General features: G+C 55.6%; 25 protein-coding genes, 6 tRNA genes and 1 pseudogene. 15 read left to right on the forward strand and 17 right to left on the reverse strand.

Features of this window, described 5'->3' with window-relative positions; translation table 11 throughout:
* Window positions 1–133: 133 nt before the first annotated feature.
* Window positions 134–209, reverse strand: a tRNA-Ala gene (locus MKleb_RS19810).
* Between the two features lie 41 nt (window positions 210–250).
* Window positions 251–326, reverse strand: a tRNA-Ala gene (locus MKleb_RS19815).
* 219 nt (window positions 327–545) lie between these two features.
* Between MKleb_RS19815 and MKleb_RS19820 the strand changes: the two genes are divergently transcribed.
* Both MKleb_RS19820 and MKleb_RS19825 read left to right on the forward strand, forming a co-directional pair.
* Entirely contained in the window at window positions 546–899 is a 354-nt protein-coding gene (locus MKleb_RS19820) for a YfeC-like transcriptional regulator (RefSeq protein WP_004852968.1), read from the forward strand.
* Window positions 900–903: 4 nt separating this feature from the next.
* Complete coding sequence (locus MKleb_RS19825) at window positions 904–1,296, forward strand: YfeC-like transcriptional regulator (protein ID WP_014839155.1); 393 nt, start codon at window positions 904–906, stop codon at window positions 1,294–1,296.
* A gap of 59 nt (window positions 1,297–1,355) precedes the next feature.
* Here MKleb_RS19825 and gltX read toward each other — a convergent pair whose 3' ends face one another.
* Complete coding sequence (gene gltX / locus MKleb_RS19830) at window positions 1,356–2,774, reverse strand: glutamate--tRNA ligase (RefSeq protein WP_025106641.1); 1,419 nt, start codon at window positions 2,772–2,774, stop codon at window positions 1,356–1,358.
* A 259-nt stretch (window positions 2,775–3,033) separates the two neighbouring features.
* On the opposite strand from gltX, the gene MKleb_RS19835 reads away from it, so the two are divergent.
* The 4 genes from MKleb_RS19835 to MKleb_RS19850 all read left to right on the forward strand — a co-directional run bounded on the left by MKleb_RS19835 (window position 3,034) and on the right by MKleb_RS19850 (window position 3,431).
* Window positions 3,034–3,109 (forward strand) — tRNA-Val (locus tag MKleb_RS19835).
* A gap of 44 nt (window positions 3,110–3,153) precedes the next feature.
* Window positions 3,154–3,229, forward strand: a tRNA-Val gene (locus MKleb_RS19840).
* Window positions 3,230–3,275: 46 nt separating this feature from the next.
* A tRNA-Val gene (locus MKleb_RS19845) sits at window positions 3,276–3,351 on the forward strand.
* Window positions 3,352–3,355: 4 nt separating this feature from the next.
* Window positions 3,356–3,431, forward strand: a tRNA-Lys gene (locus MKleb_RS19850).
* Window positions 3,432–3,520: 89 nt separating this feature from the next.
* Here MKleb_RS19850 and MKleb_RS19855 read toward each other — a convergent pair.
* The 4 genes from MKleb_RS19855 to MKleb_RS19870 form a co-directional block, all read right to left on the reverse strand.
* Window positions 3,521–4,405: a LysR family transcriptional regulator gene (locus MKleb_RS19855; RefSeq protein WP_014230307.1), complete on the reverse strand. Its 885-nt coding sequence runs from the start codon at window positions 4,403–4,405 to the stop codon at window positions 3,521–3,523.
* Between the two features lie 98 nt (window positions 4,406–4,503).
* Complete coding sequence (locus MKleb_RS19860; RefSeq protein ID WP_025106640.1) at window positions 4,504–5,760, reverse strand: nucleoside permease; 1,257 nt, start codon at window positions 5,758–5,760, stop codon at window positions 4,504–4,506.
* 60 nt (window positions 5,761–5,820) lie between these two features.
* Entirely contained in the window at window positions 5,821–6,654 is an 834-nt protein-coding gene (gene xapA, locus MKleb_RS19865; protein ID WP_014230309.1) for a xanthosine phosphorylase, read from the reverse strand.
* A gap of 122 nt (window positions 6,655–6,776) precedes the next feature.
* A complete protein-coding gene (locus MKleb_RS19870) occupies window positions 6,777–7,703 on the reverse strand; it encodes a LysR family transcriptional regulator (RefSeq protein ID WP_025106639.1) in 927 nt (308 codons plus the stop codon).
* A gap of 89 nt (window positions 7,704–7,792) precedes the next feature.
* Between MKleb_RS19870 and MKleb_RS19875 the strand changes: the two genes are divergently transcribed.
* Complete coding sequence (locus MKleb_RS19875; RefSeq protein WP_004852990.1) at window positions 7,793–8,791, forward strand: bile acid:sodium symporter family protein; 999 nt, start codon at window positions 7,793–7,795, stop codon at window positions 8,789–8,791.
* On the opposite strand, the gene MKleb_RS19880 is transcribed toward MKleb_RS19875, so the two are convergent.
* From MKleb_RS19880 to zipA, 3 genes are all read right to left on the reverse strand, one after another.
* Window positions 8,788–9,006, reverse strand: a complete 219-nt coding sequence (locus MKleb_RS19880; protein WP_004123346.1) for a DUF3820 family protein — start codon at window positions 9,004–9,006, stop codon at window positions 8,788–8,790. The two genes, MKleb_RS19875 and MKleb_RS19880, sit on opposite strands and share 4 nt — an antisense overlap.
* Window positions 8,999–11,023, reverse strand: a complete 2,025-nt coding sequence (gene ligA, locus MKleb_RS19885) for an NAD-dependent DNA ligase LigA (RefSeq protein WP_014230312.1) — start codon at window positions 11,021–11,023, stop codon at window positions 8,999–9,001. Before ligA ends, MKleb_RS19880 begins: the two co-directional genes overlap by 8 nt.
* Window positions 11,024–11,097: 74 nt before the next feature.
* The gene (zipA, locus tag MKleb_RS19890; protein WP_014230313.1) at window positions 11,098–12,111 is read right to left on the reverse strand and encodes a cell division protein ZipA; all 1,014 of its coding nucleotides are present in this window, start codon (window positions 12,109–12,111) and stop codon (window positions 11,098–11,100) included.
* A 230-nt stretch (window positions 12,112–12,341) separates the two neighbouring features.
* Between zipA and cysZ the strand changes: the two genes are divergently transcribed.
* The 5 genes and pseudogenes from cysZ to crr all read left to right on the forward strand — a co-directional run bounded on the left by cysZ (window position 12,342) and on the right by crr (window position 17,220).
* On the forward strand, window positions 12,342–13,106 hold the full coding sequence (gene cysZ / locus MKleb_RS19895) for a sulfate transporter CysZ (RefSeq protein WP_217076149.1): 765 nt from the start codon (window positions 12,342–12,344) through the stop codon (window positions 13,104–13,106).
* A gap of 159 nt (window positions 13,107–13,265) precedes the next feature.
* Window positions 13,266–14,257: pseudogene (gene cysK / locus MKleb_RS19900) on the forward strand (cysteine synthase A).
* A 381-nt stretch (window positions 14,258–14,638) separates the two neighbouring features.
* Window positions 14,639–14,896 (forward strand): phosphocarrier protein Hpr, encoded by a 258-nt coding sequence (gene ptsH / locus MKleb_RS19905; RefSeq protein WP_002913505.1) that lies wholly within the window; start codon window positions 14,639–14,641, stop codon window positions 14,894–14,896.
* 44 nt (window positions 14,897–14,940) lie between these two features.
* Window positions 14,941–16,668, forward strand: coding sequence for a phosphoenolpyruvate-protein phosphotransferase PtsI (gene ptsI / locus MKleb_RS19910; protein ID WP_025106637.1), 1,728 nt, complete (start codon window positions 14,941–14,943; stop codon window positions 16,666–16,668).
* A gap of 42 nt (window positions 16,669–16,710) precedes the next feature.
* Complete coding sequence (gene crr, locus MKleb_RS19915; protein WP_000522253.1) at window positions 16,711–17,220, forward strand: PTS glucose transporter subunit IIA; 510 nt, start codon at window positions 16,711–16,713, stop codon at window positions 17,218–17,220.
* Between the two features lie 41 nt (window positions 17,221–17,261).
* Here the strand turns inward: crr and MKleb_RS19920 are convergent, their stop codons facing one another.
* Window positions 17,262–17,501, reverse strand: a complete 240-nt coding sequence (locus MKleb_RS19920) for a hypothetical protein (protein WP_004104337.1) — start codon at window positions 17,499–17,501, stop codon at window positions 17,262–17,264.
* Window positions 17,498–18,364 (reverse strand): pyridoxine/pyridoxal/pyridoxamine kinase, encoded by an 867-nt coding sequence (pdxK, locus tag MKleb_RS19925; RefSeq protein WP_025106636.1) that lies wholly within the window; start codon window positions 18,362–18,364, stop codon window positions 17,498–17,500. Before pdxK ends, MKleb_RS19920 begins: the two co-directional genes overlap by 4 nt.
* Window positions 18,365–18,446: 82 nt before the next feature.
* Here pdxK and ptsJ point away from each other — a divergent pair, with 82 nt between their 5' ends.
* From ptsJ to MKleb_RS19940, 3 genes are read left to right on the forward strand one after another with little or no spacing between them, the layout of a single operon-like run.
* Window positions 18,447–19,745 carry a MocR-like B6 salvage transcription factor PtsJ gene (gene ptsJ, locus MKleb_RS19930; protein ID WP_025106635.1) on the forward strand — a complete coding sequence of 433 codons (1,299 nt, stop codon included), beginning with the start codon at window positions 18,447–18,449 and terminating at the stop codon, window positions 19,743–19,745.
* Between the two features lie 14 nt (window positions 19,746–19,759).
* On the forward strand, window positions 19,760–20,467 hold the full coding sequence (locus tag MKleb_RS19935; protein ID WP_009654866.1) for a type 1 glutamine amidotransferase: 708 nt from the start codon (window positions 19,760–19,762) through the stop codon (window positions 20,465–20,467).
* Between the two features lie 45 nt (window positions 20,468–20,512).
* On the forward strand, window positions 20,513–20,920 hold the full coding sequence (locus tag MKleb_RS19940) for a YybH family protein (RefSeq protein ID WP_025106634.1): 408 nt from the start codon (window positions 20,513–20,515) through the stop codon (window positions 20,918–20,920).
* On the opposite strand, the gene cysM is transcribed toward MKleb_RS19940, so the two are convergent.
* The 5 genes from cysM to cysP form a co-directional block, all read right to left on the reverse strand.
* Complete coding sequence (gene cysM / locus MKleb_RS19945; RefSeq protein ID WP_025106633.1) at window positions 20,917–21,828, reverse strand: cysteine synthase CysM; 912 nt, start codon at window positions 21,826–21,828, stop codon at window positions 20,917–20,919. The two genes, MKleb_RS19940 and cysM, sit on opposite strands and share 4 nt — an antisense overlap.
* A gap of 67 nt (window positions 21,829–21,895) precedes the next feature.
* A complete protein-coding gene (gene cysA / locus MKleb_RS19950) occupies window positions 21,896–22,990 on the reverse strand; it encodes a sulfate/thiosulfate ABC transporter ATP-binding protein CysA (protein WP_025106632.1) in 1,095 nt (364 codons plus the stop codon).
* Entirely contained in the window at window positions 22,980–23,855 is an 876-nt protein-coding gene (gene cysW / locus MKleb_RS19955; RefSeq protein WP_025106631.1) for a sulfate/thiosulfate ABC transporter permease CysW, read from the reverse strand. Before cysW ends, cysA begins: the two co-directional genes overlap by 11 nt.
* Window positions 23,855–24,688, reverse strand: coding sequence for a sulfate/thiosulfate ABC transporter permease CysT (gene cysT / locus MKleb_RS19960; protein WP_004123378.1), 834 nt, complete (start codon window positions 24,686–24,688; stop codon window positions 23,855–23,857). Before cysT ends, cysW begins: the two co-directional genes overlap by 1 nt.
* Entirely contained in the window at window positions 24,688–25,704 is a 1,017-nt protein-coding gene (gene cysP, locus MKleb_RS19965; protein ID WP_014230322.1) for a thiosulfate/sulfate ABC transporter substrate-binding protein CysP, read from the reverse strand. The genes cysT and cysP overlap by 1 nt, the downstream gene beginning before the upstream one ends.
* Window positions 25,705–25,822: the final 118 nt, after the last annotated feature.

Here is a 25,822-nt window from a genome sequence, read left to right on the forward strand (position 1 = left end):
GCAGGCAAGATTTTAAATAGTGAAAAAATCTGAAATTACTTAACGCAGAGGTTTGCTGACTTATTCAAAGAATGCTTTACATTTCCTCCGCCAGACAAACAAAAAACCCCCGCCGTAGCGAGGGTTCCGAATTTGGTGGAGCTAAGCGGGATCGAACCGCTGACCTCTTGCATGCCATGCAAGCGCTCTCCCAGCTGAGCTATAGCCCCACAGGACCTCTTTACGAACCAAACCTGATGGGTGCAGGTGTTGGTGGAGCTAAGCGGGATCGAACCGCTGACCTCTTGCATGCCATGCAAGCGCTCTCCCAGCTGAGCTATAGCCCCGTAACGTAAAGCGTGTCGTGTTGACGGGCGGCATAATATGAATTCCTTCGCCAGGTGTCAACGGCAAAATCAATCCCGGCAATTTGATCGCTGAAAAAGCAGGCAAACGGCTGACATTGCGAGCCTTATCGCAGCCAGAAGTTAAACATGTCACTCTTTCCTTTAAAAGGATGCTATAACATGTGCAACTAATTCCCACATATTTACTCAGGAAATAGTATGCTCAAGGAACGAATGACACCTGAAGAAATAGCGCATCTGACTGGCTTCAGTCGGCAAACGATTAACAAATGGGTACGTAAAGAGGGATGGCAAACGTCCCCGCGCCCCGGCGTACAGGGCGGTAAAGCGCGCCTCGTACATGTTAATGAGCAGGTTCGCGAGTTTATTCGCAGCGCGCAGCGCGTGGCCGAAAACCCTGTCCCCTATTCCGCAACGGATAACGATCTCGAATCTCTGCTGCTTACCCTGTGTAAAGAGATGACGCCGGGAGAGCAAAAGCTGCTGATGTCGCTGCTGCTGCGTGAAGGGATCACCGGGTTACTCAACCGACTCGGTATTCGCGATCGGTGAAAGCATGATGAAACTTAAAGATAAAATGACCCCAGCGGAGCTCGCCGAGTGCCTTAACCTCGCCCGGCAAACCATAAACCGCTGGGCCAGAGAACAAAAATGGCGGACGGAACCGATCCCCGGAGTCAAAGGCGGACGCGCTCGTCTTATCGTCATCGACAGGTCGGTGATCGATTTCCTGGCAAATATCCCGGCGCTACGGCATCTGACCATGGATAACCAGCTGGCGGAACCGCCCGTCAAATACTTTGTGAACGATGCGGACACAGTCTGGCGCCAGATTGTCGAGACCATGCACCTGATGACCCCAACTGAGCAGCTGCACCTGCGGGATTTTCTTGCGCGCGAGGGGATCAGCGGGTTTCTGTCCCGGCTTGGCATTACTGATGCGAAGTAACGGGCAAAAAAAACGGCGGGGTTCGCTATCCCCGCCGTTTAACAATCGCTGTATCAGGATCAGGATTGCTGGCTTTCGCGCTCAGCAATAAAGGCCAGCGCCTTGTTGATACGTTCTACGCTACGTGATTTACCGATCGCATGGACGGTCACATCAAGCGCCGGAGACTGACCCGCACCGGTCACCGCGACGCGCAGCGGCATTCCCACTTTTCCCATCCCCACTTCCAGCTCATCGGCCGTCGCCTGAATCGCATAATGGACGTTTTCCGCCGTCCAGTCGCTGATGGCGGCTAATTTGTCGCGCACCACTTCCAGCGGCTGACGAGCAACAGGACGCAGATGTTTTTTCGCCGCATCGGCATCAAACTCGGCAAAATCTTCATAGAAATAGCGGCAGCTCGCCGCCATCTCTTTAAGGGTTTTGCAGCGCTCGCCCAGCAGCTTCACCAGCTCAGCCAGCTGCGGGCCGTTACGGGTGTCGATATTTTCCTGCTCAATGTGCCACTGTAAATGCGTTGCCACGTACTCCGGGGCCAGCGAGTTGATATAGTGGTGGTTCAGCCACTGCAGCTTTTCCGTATTGAACGCGCTCGCCGATTTGCTCACCGCCCCCAGGCTGAACAGTTTAATCATCTCTTCGCGAGAGAAAATCTCCTGGTCGCCGCTGGACCATCCCAGACGCACCAGATAGTTCAGCAGCGCTTCCGGCAGATAGCCGTCGTCGCGATACTGCATAACGCTGACCGCACCGTGGCGCTTGGACAGTTTCTTACCATCGTCGCCGTTAATCATCGAGACGTGGGCGTAAACCGGCACCGGCGCATTCAGCGCTTTCAGGATGTTAATCTGGCGCGGGGTATTGTTGATATGGTCTTCGCCGCGAATAACGTGGGTGATTTCCATATCCCAGTCGTCAACCACGACGCAGAAGTTGTAGGTTGGAGAACCATCGGTACGGCGGATAATCAGATCGTCCAGCTCCTGGTTGCTGAATTCGATCGGACCGCGGATCTGGTCGTCAAAAACAACGGAACCCTCTTCCGGGTTGGCAAAACGGACGACGCAAGGTTCGTCATCAGCATGATGTTCGTGGCCATGGCGGCAGCGACCGTCGTAGCGGGGCTTCTCGCCTTTTGCCATTTGCTCTTCACGCAGCGCTTCCAGACGCTCTTTAGAGCAATAGCATTTATAGGCCGTGCCCGCTGTCAGCATTTCATCAATAACGGCGTTGTAGCGATCAAAACGCTTGGTCTGGAAGTACGGACCCTCGTCCCATTCCAGGCTCAGCCAGTTCATACCATCCATAATGGCTTCAATGGCCTCCGGCGTGGAGCGCTCAAGATCGGTATCTTCAATACGCAGCACAAACTCACCGCCGTGATTACGTGCAAAAAGCCAGGAATAGAGAGCAGTACGCGCGCCGCCAACGTGCAGATAGCCTGTCGGGCTGGGCGCGAAGCGAGTTTTGATTTTCATGAAGTGGCCTTACGTTTGATAAAGGTGCCGACACGCGGCAGTGTTCGTTGGATTTTATGGAGGAATATTCTAACACCGTGGGCTGATTCCTCAATGTTGTTACCGTTTCAACGTCACGCTTTCCCCTTTTTGTTTATAAATCATGCGCCACGGATGACATTGCGATCGTTTTGTTTAATTTTACGACGAACAAACAAATTATTTAGAAAAGGCGTTGACTCATTTTCAACTCTCCCTATAATGCGACTCCACACAGCGGGGGTGATTAGCTCAGCTGGGAGAGCACCTCCCTTACAAGGAGGGGGTCGGCGGTTCGAACCCGTCATCACCCACCAACTACTTTACGTAGTCTCCGCCGTGTAGCAAGAAATTGAGAAGTGGGTGATTAGCTCAGCTGGGAGAGCACCTCCCTTACAAGGAGGGGGTCGGCGGTTCGATCCCGTCATCACCCACCACTTTCTCGCCAGCTGGATTTCTTGCCGTAAAATGAAGTACCGAAGTGGGTGATTAGCTCAGCTGGGAGAGCACCTCCCTTACAAGGAGGGGGTCGGCGGTTCGATCCCGTCATCACCCACCACTTCGGGTCGTTAGCTCAGTTGGTAGAGCAGTTGACTTTTAATCAATTGGTCGCAGGTTCGAATCCTGCACGACCCACCAATGTAAAAAAGCGCCCTAAAAGGCGCTTTTTTGCTATCTGCGCTTACAAAGCCGGAACAGGCTTTCATCTTGCTATCCGCCACTGACCATCAATTCACCAGCGCCGCAATCAGCTTCTCCAGCGCGGGCGTCGCCTGCTGTTGGTCATAGACGATATACAAATCTGCCGGTATGCGTTCTTCCAGCGGACGAAACACCACCCCCGGCCACGTCATTTGCGCATAGCTATCAGCGATGAGCGTAATACCTATCCCCATACTGACCATCGCCAGAACCGTTTGCGGCTCCATCACTTCACGGATAATCATCGGCGAGAATCCGGCGCTCTGGCACACGCGCTGCAAAAACGTCCAGTCGGTATGTATTGAAGGCATGGTGACAAAATATTCGTTACGCAACGCCGCAAGCGGGATCGCCTTACGCGCGGCAAGCGGATGCTCTTCCGGCATGGCCACCAGAAAAGAGGATTCGTGCAAGCGCAGGCTGGTAAATCCAGGAGAAGGCGCTGTCGCCATCCGCCAGACGCCAGCGTCCAGCTCGCGTCGTTCCAGCATCGCCATCTGCATGGCGGGCATGTTCTCGCGAAAAAGCACCTCTACGTTAGGGTTCTCTTTCAAAAAACGCCGCATCACCGGACGCATTTTTCCCCACATAGCCGTACCTATCACGCCCAGCTCTACCCGTCCCGCCTCACCCCGCCCAATCTGTTCCACGCGCGCCAGCGCCTGATTCGCGCTGGAAAGCAGACGACGCGACTCCTCCATCAGGATTTTTCCTGCGTGGGTCAACGCTACGCTGCGGGAGTGGCGAACAAACAGCAGCGTGCCAAGCTGCTGCTCCAGGTCTTTAATGTGAATGCTGAGCGGAGGTTGCGACATGTTCAGACGGGCCGCCGCACGACCAAAATGCAGCTCTTCGGCAACAGCCAGAAAATAGCGCAATAACTTCAGATCGATACGATGCGTGCGTTCCATGGGTCATGCGCTCCTGAGGCATAAAGATAATGCGCAAAGTTACCACACTGCATCAGAAAAAATGAAACGGCGGAACATGTGCCCGCCGCGGAAGAGGATTAATGCGTCAGCGCTTTTTTCATTAACTTCTCAGGTTCATGTTTATATTTGAAGAACGCGGCAAAAATAACCGCCAGCAGCAATGAATAGGCCGCGAACACCAGCCAGATGGTCTGCCACTCTTTTACGCCATCAACAGAGAAGTAATCCACGGCCATGCCGCTGAGAACCGAACCTACCCATGCGCCAACACCGTTCACCATGGTCATAAACAACCCCTGCGCGCTGGCGCGAATATGCGCCCCCGCCTCTTGCTCTACGAACACCGATCCTGAAATATTAAAAAAGTCGAATGCGCAGCCGTAAACGATCATCGACATCAGCAGCAGAACAAAACCGAACGGAGACGGATCGCCAAAGGCAAAAAAGCCAAAGCGCAGCGTCCACGCCAGCATACTCATCAGCATGACCGTTTTAATGCCAAAGCGTTTCAGAAAGAATGGAATGGTGAGAATAAAGGCGACTTCCGCCATCTGCGAAACCGAAAGCAAAATAGAGGGATAGCGTACGACAAAGCTGTCGGCAAACGCCGGGTTGCGGGCGAAATCATGCAGAAAGGGGTTACCGAAGACGTTGGTTATTTGCAGTACCGCCCCGAGCATCATCGCGAAGAAAAAGAAAATGGCCATCCGCGGATTTTTAAACAATACGAATGCATCCAGTCCCAGCCTCGCGGCCAATGTGGCGCCAGGTTTCTTCTCGGTCACAGCAATTTTCGGTAGCGTAAGCGCATAAATCGCCAGTAATAACGACGCGGCAGAGGCGATATACAGCTGCGCGCTGCTCAGCTCCAGCCCCATCAGGCTAACCGTCCACATGGCGACAATAAAACCAAGAGTGCCAAATACGCGAACAGGAGGAAACGCGGTCGCCGGATCCTGGCCGGACTGTGCCAGACATGAATAGGAGATGCTATTAGACAACGAGATAGTCGGCATATAGGCCATCGCGTTAATCAGCATTACCCAGAACATCGTCTCCGGATCGGTGACGGTCGTTGCATAAAGAAGCACGCCCGCGCAGACCAGGTGGCAGAGCATATAGGCCCGTTCTGCACGTAGCCATTTATCGGCAACGATCCCCATAATGGCGGGCATGATAATGGCCGCCAGCCCTTTGGAACTATAGACAATGCCGACATTTGCCCCGGTGAAATGCAGTGTGTTTATCATGTAAGAACCCAGGGTGACCAGCCAGCTACCCCAGATAAAATATTGCAAAAACGACATGAGTTTTAAGCGAGAGGCGATACCCATTTTTCCGTTCCTTGCCATTAAAGTAAGACCCCGCAAGCGGGGTCAATATTTATTATTTTTTCAGGCCAGTTTGCGTAAGAAGCCGCAGATCAGGTTAATAAAGTTCTGCCGGGAGAGTTCGGCCGCTGCCAGGGTTTGCGCGTGAGATAGTTTCACATCGCCGAGGCCCTCAGCCAGATTGGTAATGGCTGAGACGGCCACCACTTTCAGCTCGCAATGGCGGGCAGCGATGACTTCCGGCACGACGGACATCCCCACCACATCGCCGCCGATAATCTGCATCATGCGAATCTCCGCCGCCGTTTCAAAATTCGGCCCGGGATAAGAGACAAATACACCTTCAGTCAGCGGAAACCCCTCCTCCTCCGCTACGCGCTGCAGAACGGCGCGGTAATCCGCGTCATAGGCGTTGGCCAGGGAGAAGAAGCGTTCGCCGAAGCGCTCATCATTCAGGCCCACCATTGGCGTACCCGGCATCGTGTTAATATGATCGCTGAGCGCCACCAGACTTCCCGGTCCCACTTCCGGACGTAAAGAACCGGCCGCGTTAGTACAAAACAGCAGTTCACACCCCAGCAGCTTTAGCGTCCGGATGGCATCAGTCATCACCGTCATGCCCCGACCTTCATAGAAGTGCCCACGCCCTTTCATGCAGGCAACGGGTACGCCGGCCAGATTTCCAAGCACCAGTTCGCCGGCATGGCCATGCACGGTACTCACCGGAAAGCCGGGCAGCTTTTCGTAAGATATCGCCACCGCATCTTCAATTTGTTCCGCCAGCGCCCCGAGACCCGACCCCAGGATAAAGGCCACCCGCGGCGTAAAATCCGGCTTATATCCGCGAATAATATCGGCGCTATACCAGGGATTCTGTGAGAAAAGCGTGTCGCTCATAAGCTGTCCTTAAAAACTGAAAGATCGATAAAGTGATTGGCTACCATGCTGTTATAACGATGCTACGCAATCGATTACCAATACAGTTTTCCCGGACGTTTGATATTAAAAAGCTATTGATTTCATTTCTGATACAAGGGGTCGTTTTCGCGTAAGGCGGTCAGCTGGCCAGCTTGCTGCCGCACCACCTCCCACAGCGCCTCTGCGGCTGTCGATAGCGAGCGGTTTTTACGCCGCGCCAGCATCAGCTGGCGTTCCACCACCGGGGTGAGCCGCTTCACCTGCAGATGACTTCCCTGAGGGAGCGGCAGCGCTAACGCAGGTAGGATGCTGATGCCTATCCCCGACTCAACCATTGGGAATAGCGTGGCCGGATGACCGATTTCCTGCACGATATTTGCGGTAACGGCGAATCCCGCGAGCGCGGCGTCAATCAGCGGCCGGCTACCCGAAGCATAATCCTGCAAAACCAGCCGCTGGTCATGCAGCGCATGCCAGCTCACCGCATCCCTTTTAGCGAAAGGGTGATCGCAACGGCAAAGCAGCAGGAAAGGTTCAGCGAGAACCGCCTCACACTGCAAATCGGTCGCGGCGCCAGGGTCGATAACAATGCCAAAATCAACTTCTCCCTGACGGATGCTCTCCAGCACCCACTGCTGGGGGCGATCGTGCAAAACGAAATGTATCTCCGGATAGCGACGGTTGCTGTAGGCGATGCACTGCGGGATCAGATGGGCGGAAATGGTCTGGCTGGCCGCCACCCGCACGGTTCCCATAAGCTGCTGCCCGACGCGCCCGGCCTCACGCAACGTGCCGTTTAACTCATCCAGCAGGCGCTCAAGCCGGGCCGCCAGCTGCTGTCCGGCTTCCGTGAGCACCACTTCGCGCGTCGTTCGGTCAAGCAGGCGTACGCCGGTCTGATGTTCCAGCTCTTTCACGCTGTGGCTTACCGCTGACTGACTCAGGCCAATACTCTCCCCTGCCCGGCTAAAGCTTTTGACGCGAGCAACGGTCACAAAAACCTTCAACTGACGTAGCGAATAATTCATCTCTTTTTTTCATGAATAGATGCAATAAATCGATTTTATTTCTCAAACTAAAGAAAGCACAATAGCGACATCGATTTTCAGGAGCGTTTATGAAATTTTTCCGCATTCTTGATCCATTCACCCTGACATTAGTCACCGTCGTCCTGCTGGCCTCCTTTTTTCCTGCGCGCGGCGGATTTGTCCCCTTCTTTGAACATTTAACCACCGCCGCCATCGCGCTGCTTTTCTTTATGCACGGCGCCAAGCTCTCCCGTGAGGCGATCGTTGCCGGGGGCAGCCACTGGCGTTTACATCTCTGGGTCATGTGCAGCACGTTTATCGTTTTTCCCGTACTTGGCGTGCTGTTCGCCTGGTGGGCGCCCGTTAACGTCGATCCGGCGCTCTATACCGGATTTATTTATCTTTGCATTCTTCCCGCCACCGTCCAGTCAGCCATTGCGTTTACCTCTCTGGCGGGCGGCAACGTGGCGGCTGCGGTATGCTCGGCTTCGGCCTCAAGCCTGCTGGGGATCTTCATTTCGCCACTGCTGGTCGGCCTGTTGATGAACCTGCACGGTGCGGGGGGGAGTCTGGAGCAGGTTGGCAAAATCATGCTGCAGCTGCTGCTGCCGTTTGTGCTGGGACATCTCTCTCGTCCGTGGATTGGCAACTGGGTGGCAAAACATAAAAAGTGGATCTCGAAAACCGACCAGACCTCCATCCTGCTGGTGGTCTATTCGGCGTTCAGCGAGGCGGTTGTTAACGGTATCTGGCACAAAGTCGGCGTCGGTTCGCTGCTGTTTATCGTTATTGTCAGCATGGTGCTGCTGGCGATTGTGATTGCGATTAACGTCTTTGTGGCGCGCAGGTGCGGGTTCAATAAAGCGGATGAAATTACGATTGTCTTTTGCGGGTCGAAAAAGAGCCTGGCGAACGGCATTCCGATGGCCAACATTCTCTTCCCGACCTCTATCCTGGGGATAATGGTTCTGCCGCTGATGATCTTCCATCAGATTCAGCTTATGGTCTGTGCGGTGCTGGCGCGGCGCTATAAGCGCCAGGCCGAAGCGTTACAGGCGCAGGAGAAAAGCCGCGCCTCCGAAGCCTAACGCGGGCGCTTAAGGGGCTCGACCAGGCTGGTCAGCCCCTCCGTTTTAATCAATAGCGTTAATGCCATCAGCTCGCCAAGATGCCCGGCGGGAAATTGATCCTTACGGGCAAACCACAGCAAATACTCTTCCGGCACATCGATTAAGCGCCGCCCTTTGTATTTACCAAACGGCATTTCCGTGTTGGCAATCTCAATAAGCTGATCTTTATCCACGCGACTCTCCGAGCAGACGCAGCATTTCGTCTTCATCGATCACCGCAATTCCCAGCTCCTGCGCTTTGGCAAGCTTAGAGCCCGCCGCCTCCCCGGCGATGACAAGGTCGGTCTTCTTCGACACGCTGCCCGCCACCTTCGCCCCCAGCGCAACCAGCCGGGCTTTCGCATCGTCACGGGAGAGCTGACTCAGGCTACCGGTCAGAACCACCGTTTTGCCGGCAAAGGGGCTATCAATCTCTTCCGCATTGACCACGACCGGCGCCGGCCAGCGGACGCCTTCTTTACGCAGCTGAGCAATCACTTCGCGGTTGCTCTCTTCGGCAAAGAAATTACGCACGTGCGTGGCAACCACAATCCCGACATCGGGCACTTTTTGCAGATCGTCAATTGAAGCCTGCTCCAGCGCCTCAATGGTGCCAAAGTGGGCCGCTAAACCGGCTGCCGTCGCCTCACCGACTTCGCGGATCCCCAGCGCATAAAGGAAACGGGCAAAGGTGGTCTCTTTGGACTTCTCCAGGGCATCCACCACGTTCTGCGCTGATTTGGGCCCCATGCGATCGAGCCCGGTGAGTTTACCCGGCGTCAGTTGGAAGAGATCGGCCGGCGTATGCACGTACTCTTTTTCAACCAGCTGATCGATGATTTTATCGCCCATACCGTCAACGTCCAGGGCGCGACGGGAGACAAAATGCTTGAGCGCTTCTTTACGCTGGGCGCCGCAGATCAGACCGCCGGTACAGCGCGTCACCACTTCGCCTTCCACGCGTTCAACGTCGGAATGACATACCGGACAATGGGTGGGGAACACGATCTCACGCGTCTCCTCCGGGCGTTCTGAGAGCACGACGTTCACGACCTGAGGGATAACATCGCCGGCGCGGCGAATGACCACCTTATCGCCGATACGCAGTCCCAGACGCTCGATTTCATCAGCATTATGCAGCGTCGCGTTGCTGACCAGGACCCCGGCGACGTGTACCGGCTCCAGACGCGCAACCGGCGTGATGGCGCCAGTGCGCCCGACCTGAAACTCAACGTCGCGCACGAAAGTCATCTGCTCCTGCGCCGGAAACTTAAACGCCACCGCCCAGCGCGGCGCGCGGGCTACGAAGCCAAGCTGTTCCTGCAGCGCCAGCGAATCGACCTTGATGACCACGCCGTCGATATCAAACCCCAGCTTCGGCCGATCCTCTTCAACCTGGCGATAGTAAGTAAGCACTTCCTCTGGCGTATGGCAGAGCTTTACACGCTCGCTGACCGGCAGCCCCCAGGACTTAAACTGCTGCAAGCGCGCCGAGTGGCTGGCAGGCAGCTCGCCGCCTTCCAGCACGCCCACGCCGTAGCAAAAGAAAGTGAGTGGACGCTTCGCGGTAATTCGCGGATCGAGCTGGCGTAAAGACCCCGCCGCCGCGTTACGCGGGTTAGCAAAGACTTTACCTCCGGTTCGCCGCGCCTCTTCATTAATTTTTTCAAACCCTGCCTGCGGCAGGAACACCTCTCCGCGCACCTCAAGCCGCTGCGGAATATTGTCACCGCGTAGCTTCAGGGGAATCGCGCGAATGGTACGCACGTTGGAGGTAATATCTTCGCCGGTCGTTCCATCGCCGCGGGTCGCCGCCTGCACCAGCAGGCCGTTTTCATACAGGATACTGACAGCCAGGCCATCCAGCTTGAGCTCGCAGCAGTAAGTCAGGTTATCGGTATTTTTCAGGCGATCCTGTACCCGCTTGTTGAACGCGAGGAAGCTCTCCTCATCAAAAACGTTGTCCAGCGACAGCATCGGGACTTCATGGCGAATCTGGCTAAAAGAGGCTAACGGTGCGGCACCGACGCGCTGGGTGGGCGAGTCCGGGGTGATCAGCTCAGGGTACTGAGCTTCCAGCTCGCGCAGTTCGCGCATTAACCGATCGTATTCCGCATCAGGGATTTCCGGCGTATCCATGACGTGGTAGAGATATTCATGATGGCGAAGCGTGGTTCGCAGTTCAGTCAGTTTTTGTTCGTTCGATTCCATATCACACCATCAATGATAAAAAACCCCCGACGGGCGGGGGTTCAGGATAAGTAGATGAAACGCAAGAAGATGAATCAGGCGTTAGCCTCTTTCACTTCACGAATTCGGTCTTGATATTCACGCAATTTTTGCGGCGTCATCATACGACGCTGGTCATCCAGCACTACGCCGCCGACTTCATCGGCAATGTACTGCGCGGACTGCAGCATCAGCTTAAAGTTTTGCAGTTCATCGCCAAAGGACGGAACCTGCATAAAGATAGTCACCCCGGGCGTCATCATATCCGCCATGCTGTCAGGATTGAAGGTGCCAGGCTTAACCATATTGGCCAGACTGAAGAGCACCTGACCGCTGCCGTCCGGGCTGAGGTGGCGATGGAAGATATTCATATCGCCAAATTTGAAGCCCGCCTGCTGGATGCTATTGATGAGTAGCTCGCCGTTGAGCTGCGAACCGTGATGCGCAGCGACGTTCATCACGATGACCGTCTCCTTACGCTCTTTAGGCTGCGGCGCGGCCTGCTGCGGCTCAGGGGCCTGAGGTTCCGGCGCCGGCTGCGGCTCTGGAGCGGCGGCAGGTTGTTGAACCGGCTGCTGCACATGCTGAACGGGCTGCTGCGCATGCTGAACGGGTTGCTGCACATGCGGAACGGGCTGCGGCTGTACCGGCTGCTGAGGCGGCACGGCGCGCTGCGGCTGCTGGACCGGGGCCTGGGCGTGAACGGGCTGATGTTGCGGCGGCTGCGGTGCACGGACAGGCTCTTCCGGGCGCACAGGTGGCTGTTGCGCCTGACGCTCATAAGGAGGCTGATACTGGTGCTGCGGCTGACGAGGTGCTTCATGCTCCCCATGAACGCCATTCGGCGCATGACTGGTCCGATGAACCCGGACTTCACCAACGCCTTCAACATCGTCATCAAAGTCGTCGCCTTCCGACGCTTCATCGTCGCGAGACTTCATACGTTTCAGTGGGCGATCGCGAAACATCGAGGAGCGTTCTTTACGGCTGGTCCAGAAACCGTGCACCAGTAAAGCGATTATGGCGATCGCGCCAACAATGATTAATATCAGACGCAAATCCTGCATCATTATATTCTCTGTTGTTCTAACACCTTGCCACCACGGCAAACATTTACTCACTAAGAGTATTTGCCGATTACATCAAGTGCAAGTGCGTCGGGGGCTTTCACTACATAAAGATGAACTAAATCGTGCTTTTTGCTGTTTTTTCGAACATTTCCTAACTGGTTATTGTCTGCTAACCCGATAAAATAGCCCGGCATTCAGCCTGGATGTCAAAAAAGGAGCATTACCTGACTATGGTTTCATCATCCGTAACGACCCCGCGTAGTGGCGTCTACTATTTTTCGCAGGGTTGGAAGCTGATCGGGCTGCCGGGGATCCGTCGATACGTATTCCTCCCTTTACTCGTCAACATTATTCTGATGGGCGGCGCATTCTGGTGGCTGTTCACGCGTCTGGACAGCTGGATCCCTTCGTTGATGAGCCATGTTCCTGAATGGCTGCAATGGCTTAACTATCTGCTGTGGCCCATGGTGGTCATTTCTATTCTGCTTGTCTTCGGCTACTTCTTCTCGACAATCGCCAACTGGATTGCCGCGCCCTTTAGCGGCCTGCTGGCCGAGCAGCTTGAAGCGCGCCTGACGGGCGCGACGCCGCCGGATGTCGGGGTTTTCGGCATCCTGAAAGATGTTCCGCGCATCATGAAGCGCGAGTGGCAGAAGTTTGCCTGGTACCTGCCGCGGGCCATCGTCCTTTTGCTTCTCTACTTTATCCCCGGTATCGGCCAGACCGTCGCCCCCGTGCTGTGGTTCCTGTTCAGCGCCTGGATGCTGGCGATTCAGTACTGCGATTACCCTTTTGATAACCATAAGGTGCCGTTTAAAACGATGCGTCAGGCGCTGCGCACGCGCAAAGTGACCAATATGCCAGTTTTGGCGCCCCTGACCAGCCTGTTTACCATGATCCCGGTGCTAAACCTGGTCATCCTGCCCGTCGCGATTTGCGGCGCGACGGCGATGTGGGTCGATTGCTACCGTGACAAACACGCCATGTGGAAGTAGCGCTATCGCTTTCGGAGCGGCTTATGCCGCTCCTTATTACTTCTGGCTTGCCATTATTTCTCTTCTGAATATAGATATGCTAAATCCTTACTTCCGCATATTCTTTAAGCGGGTATGCTGAAGCCGTACTCCCAAATTTCATACAGTTAAGGACGGGCCATGAGTAAGATTTTTGAAGATAACTCCCTGACTATCGGCCATACGCCGCTGGTACGACTGAACCGCATCGGTAACGGACGCATCCTGGCAAAGGTAGAATCTCGTAACCCGAGCTTTAGCGTAAAATGCCGTATCGGTGCCAATATGATTTGGGATGCCGAAAAACGCGGCGTGCTGAAGCCCGGCGTTGAGCTGGTGGAACCGACCAGCGGTAATACCGGTATCGCGCTGGCGTACGTGGCTGCGGCGCGCGGTTATAAACTGACGCTGACGATGCCGGAGACCATGAGCATCGAACGCCGCAAGCTGCTGAAGGCCCTGGGCGCTAACCTGGTGCTGACCGAAGGCGCCAAGGGGATGAAAGGCGCCATCCAGAAAGCCGAAGAAATTGTCGCCAGCGACCCGGAAAAATTCCTCCTGCTCCAGCAGTTCAGCAACCCGGCCAACCCGGAAATTCATGAAAAACCACCGGCCCGGAAATCTGGGAAGATACCGATGGTCAAATCGACGTCTTCATCTCCGGCGTCGGTACTGGCGGTACGCTGACCGGCGTGAGCCGCTATATCAAGGCACCAAAGGTAAAAAAGATCTGATTACCGTTGCCGTTGAACCTACCGACTCCCCGGTTATCGCCCAGGCGCTGGCAGGCGAAGAGCTGAAGCCAGGCCCGCACAAAATCCAGGGTATTGGCGCAGGCTTTATCCCAGGCAACCTGGATTTGAAGCTGGTGGATAAAGTAGTGGCTATTACCAATGATGAAGCCATTTCCACCGCCCGTCGCCTGATGGAAGAGGACCCGTCGCCTGATGGAAGAGGAAGGCATTCTGGCCGGCATCTCTTCCGGCGCTGCCGTTGCCGCTGCGCTGAAGCTGCAGGAGGATGAAGCCTTTACCAACAAGAATATTGTGGTTATCCTACCCTCTTCAGGTGAGCGCTATTTAAGCACCGCATTGTTTGCCGATCTCTTCACCGAGAAAGAACTGCAACAGTAATGCCAGCTTGTTAATATCGTGTAAAAAAGCACCTTTTCAGGTGCTTTTTTGTGGCGCACATCAAACTTTTACCCCTCCTGGCATTGATTCACTTCGTTGGGTCTGGTATTTAACCAGCACATTTATTTCGATGCGCGAAATTATTCCGATTTGGATTTCCATAAGCTGAATCGATTTTATGATTTGGTTCAAGTCTTCCTTTAGCGGCATAATGTTTAATGACGTGGTAGACGTTAACGGCCTGAAGGTTTCCACAGCGATTTTCCGCTGATGGTGCCGGAGCCGGATACGTGATGCCGGCGCTAACGATACAGGCTAAAGTTTGGCCGTTAGGCTAAACTTTAGGTCCACAACACTAAACCTATAAGTTGGGGAAATATAATGTTCCAGCAAGAAGTTACTATTACCGCTCCGAACGGTCTGCACACCCGCCCTGCTGCTCAGTTTGTTAAAGAAGCAAAAGGCTTCACTTCTGAGATCACTGTAACCTCCAACGGCAAAAGCGCCAGCGCCAAAAGCCTGTTCAAACTGCAGACTCTGGGCCTGACCCAGGGTACCGTTGTCACTCTCTCTGCCGAAGGCGAAGACGAGCAAAAAGCAGTTGAGCATCTGGTAAAACTGATGGCTGAACTCGAGTAAGTTCACGGGTTCTTTTTAATATCAGTCACAAGTAAGGTAGGGTTATGATTTCAGGCATTTTAGCATCCCCGGGTATCGCTTTCGGCAAGGCACTTCTGCTGAAAGAAGATGAAATTGTCATCGACCGGAAGAAAATTTCTGCCGATAAGGTTGATCAGGAAGTTGAACGTTTTCTGAATGGCCGCACCAAGGCCTCCGCCCAGCTGGAGGTCATCAAAACCAAAGCTGGTGAAACCTTCGGTGAAGAAAAAGAAGCCATCTTCGAAGGGCACATCATGCTGCTGGAAGATGAGGAGCTTGAGCAGGAAATCATAGCCCTGATTAAAGATAAGCATATGACTGCCGATGCGGCAGCCAATGAAGTTATCGAAGGTCAGGCTACTGCCCTGGAAGAACTGGATGACGAATACCTGAAAGAGCGTGCCGCTGACGTACGCGACATCGGTAAGCGCCTGCTGCGCAACATCCTCGGTCTGGCCATCATCGATCTGAGCGCGATTCAGGATGAAGTTATCCTGGTAGCCGCTGACCTCACCCCGTCTGAAACCGCACAGCTGAACCTGAACAAGGTGCTGGGTTTCATCACCGACGCGGGCGGTCGTACTTCCCATACCTCCATCATGGCGCGTTCCCTTGAACTGCCGGCCATCGTGGGCACCGGTTGCGTGACTACCCAGGTGAAAAACGGCGATTATCTGGTTCTCGACGCGGTGAATAATCAGGTTCTGGTTAACCCGAGCGATCAACAAATCGAAGAACTGCGCAACCTGCAGGCTCAGGTCGCTGAAGAGAAAGCGGAACTGGCTAAGCTGAAAGACCTGCCGGCCATTACGCTGGACGGCCATCAGGTTGAAGTCTGCGCCAACATCGGTACCGTACGCGACGTTGAAGGTGCCGAACGTAACGGCGCGGAAGGCGTTGGTTTGTATCGTACAGAATTCCTGTTCATGGACCGCGACTCGCTGCCGACTGAAGAAGAACAGTTCGCAGCATACAAAGCCGTTGCCGAAGCATGCGGCTCGCAGGCGGTTATCGTTCGCACCATGGACATCGGCGGCGACAAAGAGCTGCCGTACATGAACTTCCCGAAAGAAGAGAACCCGTTCCTCGGCTGGCGCGCAGTGCGCATCGCCATGGATCGCAAAGAGATTCTGCGCGACCAGGTTCGAGCTATCCTGCGCGCTTCCGCTTTCGGTAAACTGCGCATCATGTTCCCGATGATCATCTCTGTTGAAGAAGTGCGTGCACTGAAGAAAGAGATCGAAATCTACAAACAGGAACTGCGCGACGAAGGTAAAGCTTTTGATGAGGCAATTGAGATTGGCGTGATGGTGGAAACCCCAGCCGCTGCGACAATTGCGCGTCACTTAGCCAAAGAAGTTGATTTCTTTAGTATCGGTACCAATGATTTAACGCAGTATACTCTGGCAGTTGACCGTGGTAATGATATGATTTCACATCTTTACCAGCCAATGTCCCCGTCCGTGCTGACGCTGATTAAGCAAGTTATTGATGCTTCTCATGCTGAAGGCAAATGGACTGGCATGTGCGGTGAGCTTGCGGGCGATGAACGTGCTACACTTCTGTTGCTGGGTATGGGTCTGGACGAGTTCTCTATGAGCGCCATTTCCATCCCGCGCATCAAGAAGATTATCCGTAACACGAACTTCGAAGATGCGAAAGTATTAGCAGAGCAGGCTCTTGCTCAACCGACAACGGACGAGTTAATGACGCTGGTTAACAAGTTCATTGAAGAAAAAACAATCTGCTAATTCACGAGATGCGCGGCCCAAATTACTGCTTAGGAGAAGATCATGGGTTTGTTCGATAAATTGAAATCTCTGGTTTCTGATGATAAAAAAGACACCGGAACTATTGAGATTGTTGCCCCGCTCTCTGGCGAGATCGTCAACATTGAAGACGTGCCGGATGTAGTTTTTGCGGAAAAAATTGTGGGTGATGGCATTGCTATCAAACCTACTGGCAACAAAATGGTTGCGCCGGTAGATGGTACCATCGGTAAAATTTTTGAAACCAACCATGCTTTTTCAATCGAATCTGATAGCGGCATTGAACTGTTCGTTCACTTCGGTATTGATACCGTTGAGCTGAAAGGCGAAGGCTTCAAACGTATCGCCGAAGAAGGCCAGCGTGTGAAAGTCGGCGACCCGGTTATCGAATTCGATCTGCCGCTGCTGGAAGAGAAAGCCAAGTCTACCCTGACTCCGGTTGTTATCTCCAACATGGACGAGATCAAAGAGCTGATCAAACTGTCCGGTAGCGTAACCGTGGGTGAAACACCGGTTATCCGCATCAAGAAGTAATTCTTGCCGCAGAAGAATGGCGCCTCTCGGGCGCCATTTTTTTATCTCGCCGCTTTAAACGGCCGATAGCACTTCTCCCGCGAAAGTATTTTCATCCCTTCCGGGCCGCTTTCCAGAATCCGCTTCTCGCTGTCAGAAACCTGTAAATCACACTGATATCCGCCAACGGCGCCAAATAAAGATCCCACTTCGCAGACATCCTCAAGGGCTTCGCTGCCGGTGGTCTCAAAATGGCCGACGACTCTTCCCTGCTGACGCACCACTAAACGATAGCTCTTCATTCTCCCTCCCTATGCGGCGGAAGAATGAGCTCATCGCAGCCCTGTTCATTGGTCCAGGTCATAACCGCCAGCACCCGCTGCGCGGCAGCGTGGGCGGCCTCGCCCAGCGGCATTCCGCGCACCAGGCCGCTCGCCAGCTCGGCGCAAAAAAGGTCGCCCGTTCCCTTCAGATCGGTTTCAACGCGCGGATGTTCAACCACCTCGACCGACTGCGCGCTAACCACCAGCACGTTGATCGTGGCGCTATTTTCTCCCGGCGCGCTGGTGATAACGACCCATTTCAGTGAATCAGAGAGCAGACTACGGGCGGCAATAATCGCCTCCTGCTGATTATGGCAAGGCAGACCGCTTAGCGTTTCCAGCTCAAACAGATTGGGCGTGATCCCCTGCGCCAGCGGGAGCAAATGCGTACGATAGGCTTCAGGGATCTCGGCCTTGACGTAAATACCGCTATCCACATCGCCAATGACGGGATCAACGAGAATACACAGTTCAGGATGCTGCTCGCGAATGCGCAGCAGCCATTGCGCCAGACGCTTAATCTGCACGGCGCTGCCCATATAGCCGGTCGTTACCGCCCGCAGCTCGCGCAGGGCGTCACGCTCCTCCAGCGCCTTTAAATAGCCGGCAAACCACTCTTCCGGGATAACGCCGCCATAGTAAGTATCATAGTGCGGCGTATTGCTGAACAGCACCGTCGGCACCGCGATGACCCGCAGGCCGTGCTGCTTTATAGCCGGTATCGCAATACTGTTGCCTACGCTGCCGTAGACCACCTGCGACTGCACGGCCACAATATCGACCTGAAGCGCCCGACTTTTATCGTTGAAGAGCACCGATTGTATTTCATCTTGCTGGCCCATCCTTTCTCCCCCCGCTGGACAGCGGGTCATACTCTGATTATCATTCGTCCTATGCTAAAATTCATTTTGTCATAGGTCAATAATGATCGTTGGAAAAACTGCCAGTGAGATCTTCGATAGCATCCGCCATCTGGTACAAAGCGGCGCACTCAAGCCTGGCGATGTTTTACCGCCGGTCCGCGAGCTGGCGGGCAAGCTGTCGGTTAACCGCAATACCGTCGCTGCCGCCTATAAGCGACTGGTGACCTCTGGCCTGGCTATCAGCCAGGGGCGTAATGGTACCGCCATTAAAACGCATAATACCCTGCCCGCCCTTGAAGGTGGCGATCCCTCTTCGCCGCTGAAGGATATCTCCAGCGGCAATCCCGACCCCGCTCGCCTGGCAAACCTCAAGCACTATCTCAGCGCAATTGCGCCAGCGCCTCGTCTGTACGGCGATGCGGCGGTTGAACCACGGCTGGCCGCGTGGGCCAGCCGCTGGGTTAACAACGATGTGAACCTGGATGCCGATATTAACCTTGCCAGCGGCGCTGTCGATGCGCTTGAGCGCCTGCTGTGCGCCCTGCTGCTGCCCGGCGATAGCGTGGCCATCGAAGACCCCTGCTTTCTCAGCAGCATCAATATGCTGCGCTACGCCGGTTTTAGCCCTTCGCCGGTACCGGTCGACGGGGAAGGCATGCAGCCTGAAGCCCTTGAAGAGGCGCTGAGCAACGGCGCCCGGGCGGTCATTATTACCCCGCGCGCGCACAATCCGACCGGCTGTAGCCTCAGCGAATCCCGCGCCCGGGCAATACGCGAAATACTGGCCCGCTATCCGCAGGTTCTGGTGATTGTTGACGACCATTTCGCGCTGCTCTCCGCCACGCCCTGGTACTCCCCTATCGCCGCGGAAAGTCAGCGTTGGGCGCTGGTACGCTCCCTGTCAAAAACCCTGGGACCAGATTTGCGTCTGGCCATCGTCGCCAGCGACGCTGACACGTCGGCGGCGCTGCGGCTGAGGCTTAATTCCGGTAGCCAATGGGTCAGCCATCTGTTGCAGGATCTGGTCATCGCCTGCCTTAACGACAACACCTTTATGGCCTCTCTGGCGGAAACCCGGCGCCACTATCGTCAGCAGCATGAAAAGCTGATTGCCGCCCTCGCCAGCCGCGGAATCACCCATCTGACGCCGGGAGACGGCCTTAATTTTTGGTTCCCGCTGGAAGAGCCGAGCCAGCCGGTAGCGCTCCGTCTGGCGCACGCCGGCTGGCTGGTTCGCGAAGGCGAAACGTTCGGCATTCGCGCCCCTTCGCACGGGCTGAGGCTGTCGCTTGCGACGCTCAGCGACAATGAAATGAATAAGCTCGCCAATGACTTATACCAGATATTACAACAACAGTGACGGGAGTTAACGCTATGCAGATCCACTTTATCGTCCATGAAGTCTTTGAAGCGCCGGGAGCTTACCTGCACTGGGCGCAGGCGCGCGGCTACGGTATCAGCTGGTCGCGGGTATACGCGGGGGACAGGCTACCGGAAAACGCCAACGCTTTTGATATGCTGGTTGTGCTCGGCGGTCCGCAGTCGCCGCGCACGACATTATCTGAGTGCCCCTGGTTTGATAGCCACGCCGAGCAGCGTTTGATTGCGCAGGCCATTGCCGCAGGACGGATCGTGGTAGGGATATGCCTGGGCTCGCAGCTTATCGGTGAAGCGCTGGGCGCGCCGGTCATGCAAAGTCCGGAAAAAGAGGTGGGTCACTATCCCATCACGCTCACCACCGCGGGCCTGCAGGATGACAAACTGGCCCATTTTGGCCCCTCGCTGGTCGTCGGCCACTGGCATAACGATATGCCAGGCCTGACCCCGGAGGCGGAAGTGATGGCCTCCAGCGAAGGCTGCCCGCGGCAAATTGTGAAATACAGCGACCGGGTTTATGGCTTCCAGTGCCACATGGAGTTTGATGCTGAGGTCATTGAGCTGCTGATCGCCCATTCGCAGCAGGAGCTTAGCGCCGCCAGAGGCAGGCGTTTCATTCGTAGTGAACAGGAGATGCGTGCCTGGGATTATCGCGAAATGAATGAGAAGCTGTGGGCGTTTCTTGATAAGCTGACGGCAAAGTAAGCAAAAGGCTTTTATTAAAGCCCGACAGTTTAAGGATCCCCAGAAATGCACAATCCCAACCCACAGCTTAAAGCCGCCATCGAAGCCTGCGATCGCGCTATCTCCCAGGAGGATTACGCGACACTGATGGAGTATTACGCTGATGACGCCGCGCTGGTCGTCAAGCCAGGCATGGTGGTGCGGGGCAAAGAAAATATCCGCAACGCGTTTATCGCCATTGCCGACTATTTCCAGCACCGGCTGGTGGTGACGCAGGGAAAAATGGAGATTATCGAAGGCGGCGGCAATGCGCTGGTGATTATGGAGACCCGGCTGGATATCCCGACGGCGGAAGCCGGGATAACACAGGTCACGCGGCGCGCAACCTATGTCTTTCGTCAGCAGGGCGAACGCTGGCTCTGCACCGTGGATAACTCCTACGGTACGGACCTGCTCGACGCGCCCGAGGTTTAAATTCCCGCGCCCTGGGTAAAGTGCTCTTCGCCAAATACGCCGGTAGAAAGGTAGCGATCGCCGCGATCGCAAACGATCGCCACCACTACCGCGCCAGGATTTTCACCCGCCACGCGTAGCGCGCCCGCCACCGCGCCGCCGGAACTGACGCCGCAGAAAATCCCCTCCTTCACCGCCAGCATCCGCATGGTGTTTTCGGCATCCTGTTGATGGATATCGAGCACCGCGTCCACCAGCTGCGCGTTAAAAATGCCCGGCATATATTCGGCAGGCCAGCGGCGAATTCCGGGAATACTGCTCCCCTCTTCCGGCTGCAGCCCCACGATGCTCACCGCTTTATCCTGCTCACGCAGAAAACGCGATACGCCGGTAATGGTGCCGGTGGTGCCCATACTGGAGACAAAATGGGTGATCCGCCCGTCGGTCTGCTGCCAGATTTCCGGCCCGGTAGTGGTGTAGTGCGCGTACGGGTTGTCCGGGTTGTTGAACTGATCGAGCAGCTTGCCTTCGCCGCGCTGCGCCATGGCTAACGCTAAGTCACGCGCGCCTTCCATTCCCTGCTCTTTGGTGACCAGAATAAGCTCCGCACCGTAGGCGCGCATGGCGGCACGGCGCTCCTGGCTCATGTTGTCCGGCATCAGCAGCTTCATCTGATAGCCTTTAAGCGCGGCGATCATCGCCAGCGCAATGCCGGTGTTGCCGCTGGTCGCTTCAATCAGCACATCTCCGGGCTTAATCTCTCCGCGCTTTTCGGCCTCGACAATCATCGACAGGGCCGCCCTGTCTTTCACCGACCCCGCCGGGTTATTGCCTTCAAGTTTGACCCAGATTTCGCTGCCGTTGTCCGGCCCCATGCGCTGCAGTTTGACCAGAGGCGTGTTGCCGATAGTGTGTTCGAGTGTATTCACGTTTTTTGCTCAATAAAAAGCCCGGTAAGCATTACGCCACCGGGCGAAAAACATACGCGATAACCTATCAGGCTGACTCCGCCAGAGCAATATCCTCGCGCGTCTCAATGCGTTCCTTCCCGTGATAAATACGGGCATGCTGCAGACCGACAAACAGGCGCTCTCCCCGGTGCGGCGGGACGTCGTCGCGCATGACCACGGTCAGCGGCTCGGTATACCAGCCCAGCGGTTGTACCACCAATTGCGTGTAGTGACCTTTAGGGCTAGCTTCCAGCACCTGCACCGGCAGCGGTGAATCGAGACTGGTTCGGCGGCTCACGTCCACTTCCCACGGACGCAGGAACAGATCGACCGGCCCCTGATGCGCGGAGGTATAGCCCAGCGGCCAGCGGTGCGCGCCCACGTGGAATTGTCCGCCGCGAATGGTGCCCTGCAGACGGTTAACCTCGCCCATAAATTCCAGCACAAAGCGGGTCGCCGGTTCGCGCCAGAGCTGTTCTGGCTCGTCAACCTGCTCAATGTTGCCCTGGCTCATCACCACCACGCGATCCGCGACTTCCATCGCCTCTTCCTGATCGTGGGTGACGAAGACGCTGGTGAACTTCAGCTCTTCATGCAGCTGACGCAGCCAGCGACGCAGCTCTTTACGCACCTGGGCGTCCAGCGCGCCGAAGGGTTCATCCAGCAGCAGTATCTGCGGTTCAACGGCTAACGCACGCGCCAGCGCCACGCGCTGCTTCTGCCCGCCGGAGAGCTGCGCCGGAAAGCGATCCGCCAGGTGAGCCAGCTGTACCATCTCCAGCAGTTTGGTCACTTTCGCTTTGATGGCCTCCGCATTTGGGCGCTCGCGGCGCGGCAGTACGGTCAGGCCAAACGCAATATTGTCGAATACGGTCATATGGCGGAACAGCGCGTAATGCTGGAATACAAAGCCAACCTTACGATCCCGGGCATGCAGACGGCTCACGTCGGTGCCGTGAAAGCGGATGTGCCCGCTGGTCTGATGCTCAAGCCCGGCGATAATACGCAGCAGCGTGGTTTTACCCGAGCCAGACGGCCCGAGCAGCGCCACCATTTGTCCGGAAGGGATATCCAGCGAGATATCATTCAGCACCTGGGTGCGACCAAAAGACTTCTTAATATTGGCAATCTCAATGCTCATGATTTCCCTCCTGATGCTGGCGTTTTTCCTGATTTTCTAAACGCCACTGCACCACACTCTTCAAAAACAGGGTCAAAATGGCCATCAGCGTCAGCAGCGCTGCGGCAGTAAACGAACCGATGGTGTTGTAGTCCTGCTGCAGCAGCTCAATCTGTAGCGGCAGCGACAGGGTTTCACCGCGAATAGAGCCGGAGACGACGGAAACGGCACCAAACTCGCCAATCGCGCGGGCGTTGGTCAGCACCACGCCGTAAAGCAGCGCCCAGCGGATATTCGGCAGCGTGACGCGGCGGAACATCTGCCAGCCTGACGCGCCAAGCAGCACCGCCGCTTCGTCTTCGTTGCTTCCCTGGCTTAACATCACCGGCACCAGCTCACGCACCACAAACGGACAGGTCACGAAGATGGTAACCAGCACCATGCCCGGCCAGGCAAACATGATCTGCAGGTTGTGCTCATCCAGCCAGCCGCCCAGCGGCCCGTTGGAGCCGTAAAAGAGCAGATAAACCAGGCCCGCCACCACCGGCGACACGGCAAAAGGAATATCCAGCAGGGTCAGCAGCAGCTGACGTCCCGGGAAGTTAAAGCGCGTCACCAGCCACGCCAGCAGGGTACCGAACACCAGGTTCACCGGCACGGTAATCAGCGCAATCAGCACGGTCAGCCAGATGGCGTGCAGCATATCCGGGTTCGCCAGGTTTTCCAGCGCCGGCATCAGCCCCTTGCTGAAGGCCTGAACGAAGATATACACCGTCGGCACGACGAGAATAAACGCGGAAACCAGCACGCCCGCACCGATCAGAAACCATTTACCCCAGTTGATGCGGGGCGCATCGTATCGCTTCAATTGCGTAACTTCCGCCATCAGTGACCTACCACACGTCGACCAAAGCGACTTTGCAGAGTGTTAATCGAGTACAGCAGCAGCAGCGAGGCCGCGAGGATCACCGAAGCAATCGCGCTCGCCGCCGGGTAATCAAACTCCTGCAAACGGATAAAAATCATCAGCGAGGTCACTTCCGTTTTCCACGCAATGTTGCCGGCGATAAAAATCACCGCGCCGAACTCACCGAGGCTGCGGGTAAAGGACAGCGCAACGCCCGCCATCAGCGCCGGGGAGAGCTCCGGCAGCACCACCTTGCGAAAGCTCTGCCAGCGCGTGGCGCCCAGGGTTTCCGCCGCCTCTTCATATTCCGGACCCAACTCTTCCAGCACCGGCTGCACGGTACGCACCACAAACGGGATGCTGGTAAAGGCCATGGCCACCGCGATACCGAGCCAGGTATAGGTGACTTTAATATCAAATTTCGCCAGCCACTCGCCGTACAACCCGTTCACGGAGAAGAGCGAGGCGAGGGTTAAGCCGGCAACGGCCGTCGGCAGCGCAAACGGCAAATCCATCAGCGCATCAAGCAGCGTGCGGCCCGGGAAGCGGTAGCGGGTTAAGATCCACGCCATCAGCAGGCCGAACACGCCGTTAAAAATGGAGGCGACAAACGCCGACAGCAGCGTCACTTTATAGGCCGCCACCACCTGCGGGTTGGTCACCACGTCCCAGTACTGCGCCCAGCTCATCTGGGCAAGCTGCATCACCAGCGCGCTGAGCGGCAACAACAGGATAAGGCAGACGAACAGCAGGCTGGTCCCGAGGCTTAAGGTAAAGCCCGGCAGCACGCGTTTAGTCGATACTGCAAACATTACTTACGCCCCGCCGCCAGCAGTTTGTCCAGCTCACCGCCGCTGGCAAAATGGGTTTTCATCACATCAGGCCAGGAGCCAAATTTATCTTCCACGCGGAACAGTTCGGTCTGCGGGAATTTATCTTTCAGTTTGTTCATCACGTCCGGGTTATTCACGCGGTAGTAGTAATCGGTGATGATGGTCTGCGCCTGCGGGCTGTACAGGTAGTTGAGATAGGCTTTTGCCGCTTTCTCGGTACCGTTGGCCTGGACGTTTTTATCCACCCACGCCACCGGGAACTCGGCCAGGATGTTGGTTTTCGGGATAACCACCTCAAAGCCCTGCGCTTCATACTGTTTGCGGATGTTATTCACTTCCGATTCGAAGCTGATCAGCACATCGCCCAGACCGCGCTCGGCGAAGGTCGTGGTAGCCCCGCGACCGCCGGTATCAAACACTTCGACGTTTTTCAGGAACTGGGTCATGAACTGCTCGGTTTTCGCTTTATCGCCGCCGTCAGCCTTGTCCGCCGCGCCCCACGCCGCTAAATAAGTGTAACGCGCGTTGCCGGAGGTTTTCGGGTTCGGGAAAATCAGCTTCACGTCGGAACGCACTAAGTCATTCCAGTCGTGGATATTCTTCGGGTTGCCTTTACGCACCAGGAAGCCCATGGTGGAGTAAAACGGCGAGCTGTTATTCGGCAGACGGCTTTGCCAGTCGGCGGGGATCAGCTTGCCTTTGTCGTGCAGGATCTGGACATCGGTCACCTGATTGTAGGTCACCACGTCGGCCTTCAGCCCTTGCAGAATCGCCAGCGCCTGTTTTGATGACCCGGCATGAGATTGTTTAATCGTCAGCTTATCGCCGCCGTTATCTTTCGCCCACTGCTGTTCGAACTGCGGGTTAAGGGCGGCAAACAGCTCGCGAGAAACATCGTAGGAACTGTTCAGCAATTCCGTCGCCTGCGCCTGCGCGACCAGCAGCACAGAAGCAGCCAGCGCCAGATATCCTTTTTTTAGTGATTTAACGGCCATTGCGCACCCTTATCAATATGATGATTTTCTGCTGATCATCATATTTATAACGGCTATGAAAGGAGTAACGGTTTTATATACCGTTTGGCGATTTGGAAGTCGAAAAGAGAATAAGGGA

This window comes from Klebsiella sp. PL-2018, assembly GCF_019048985.1.
Lineage (GTDB): Bacteria > Pseudomonadota > Gammaproteobacteria > Enterobacterales > Enterobacteriaceae > Klebsiella > Klebsiella michiganensis.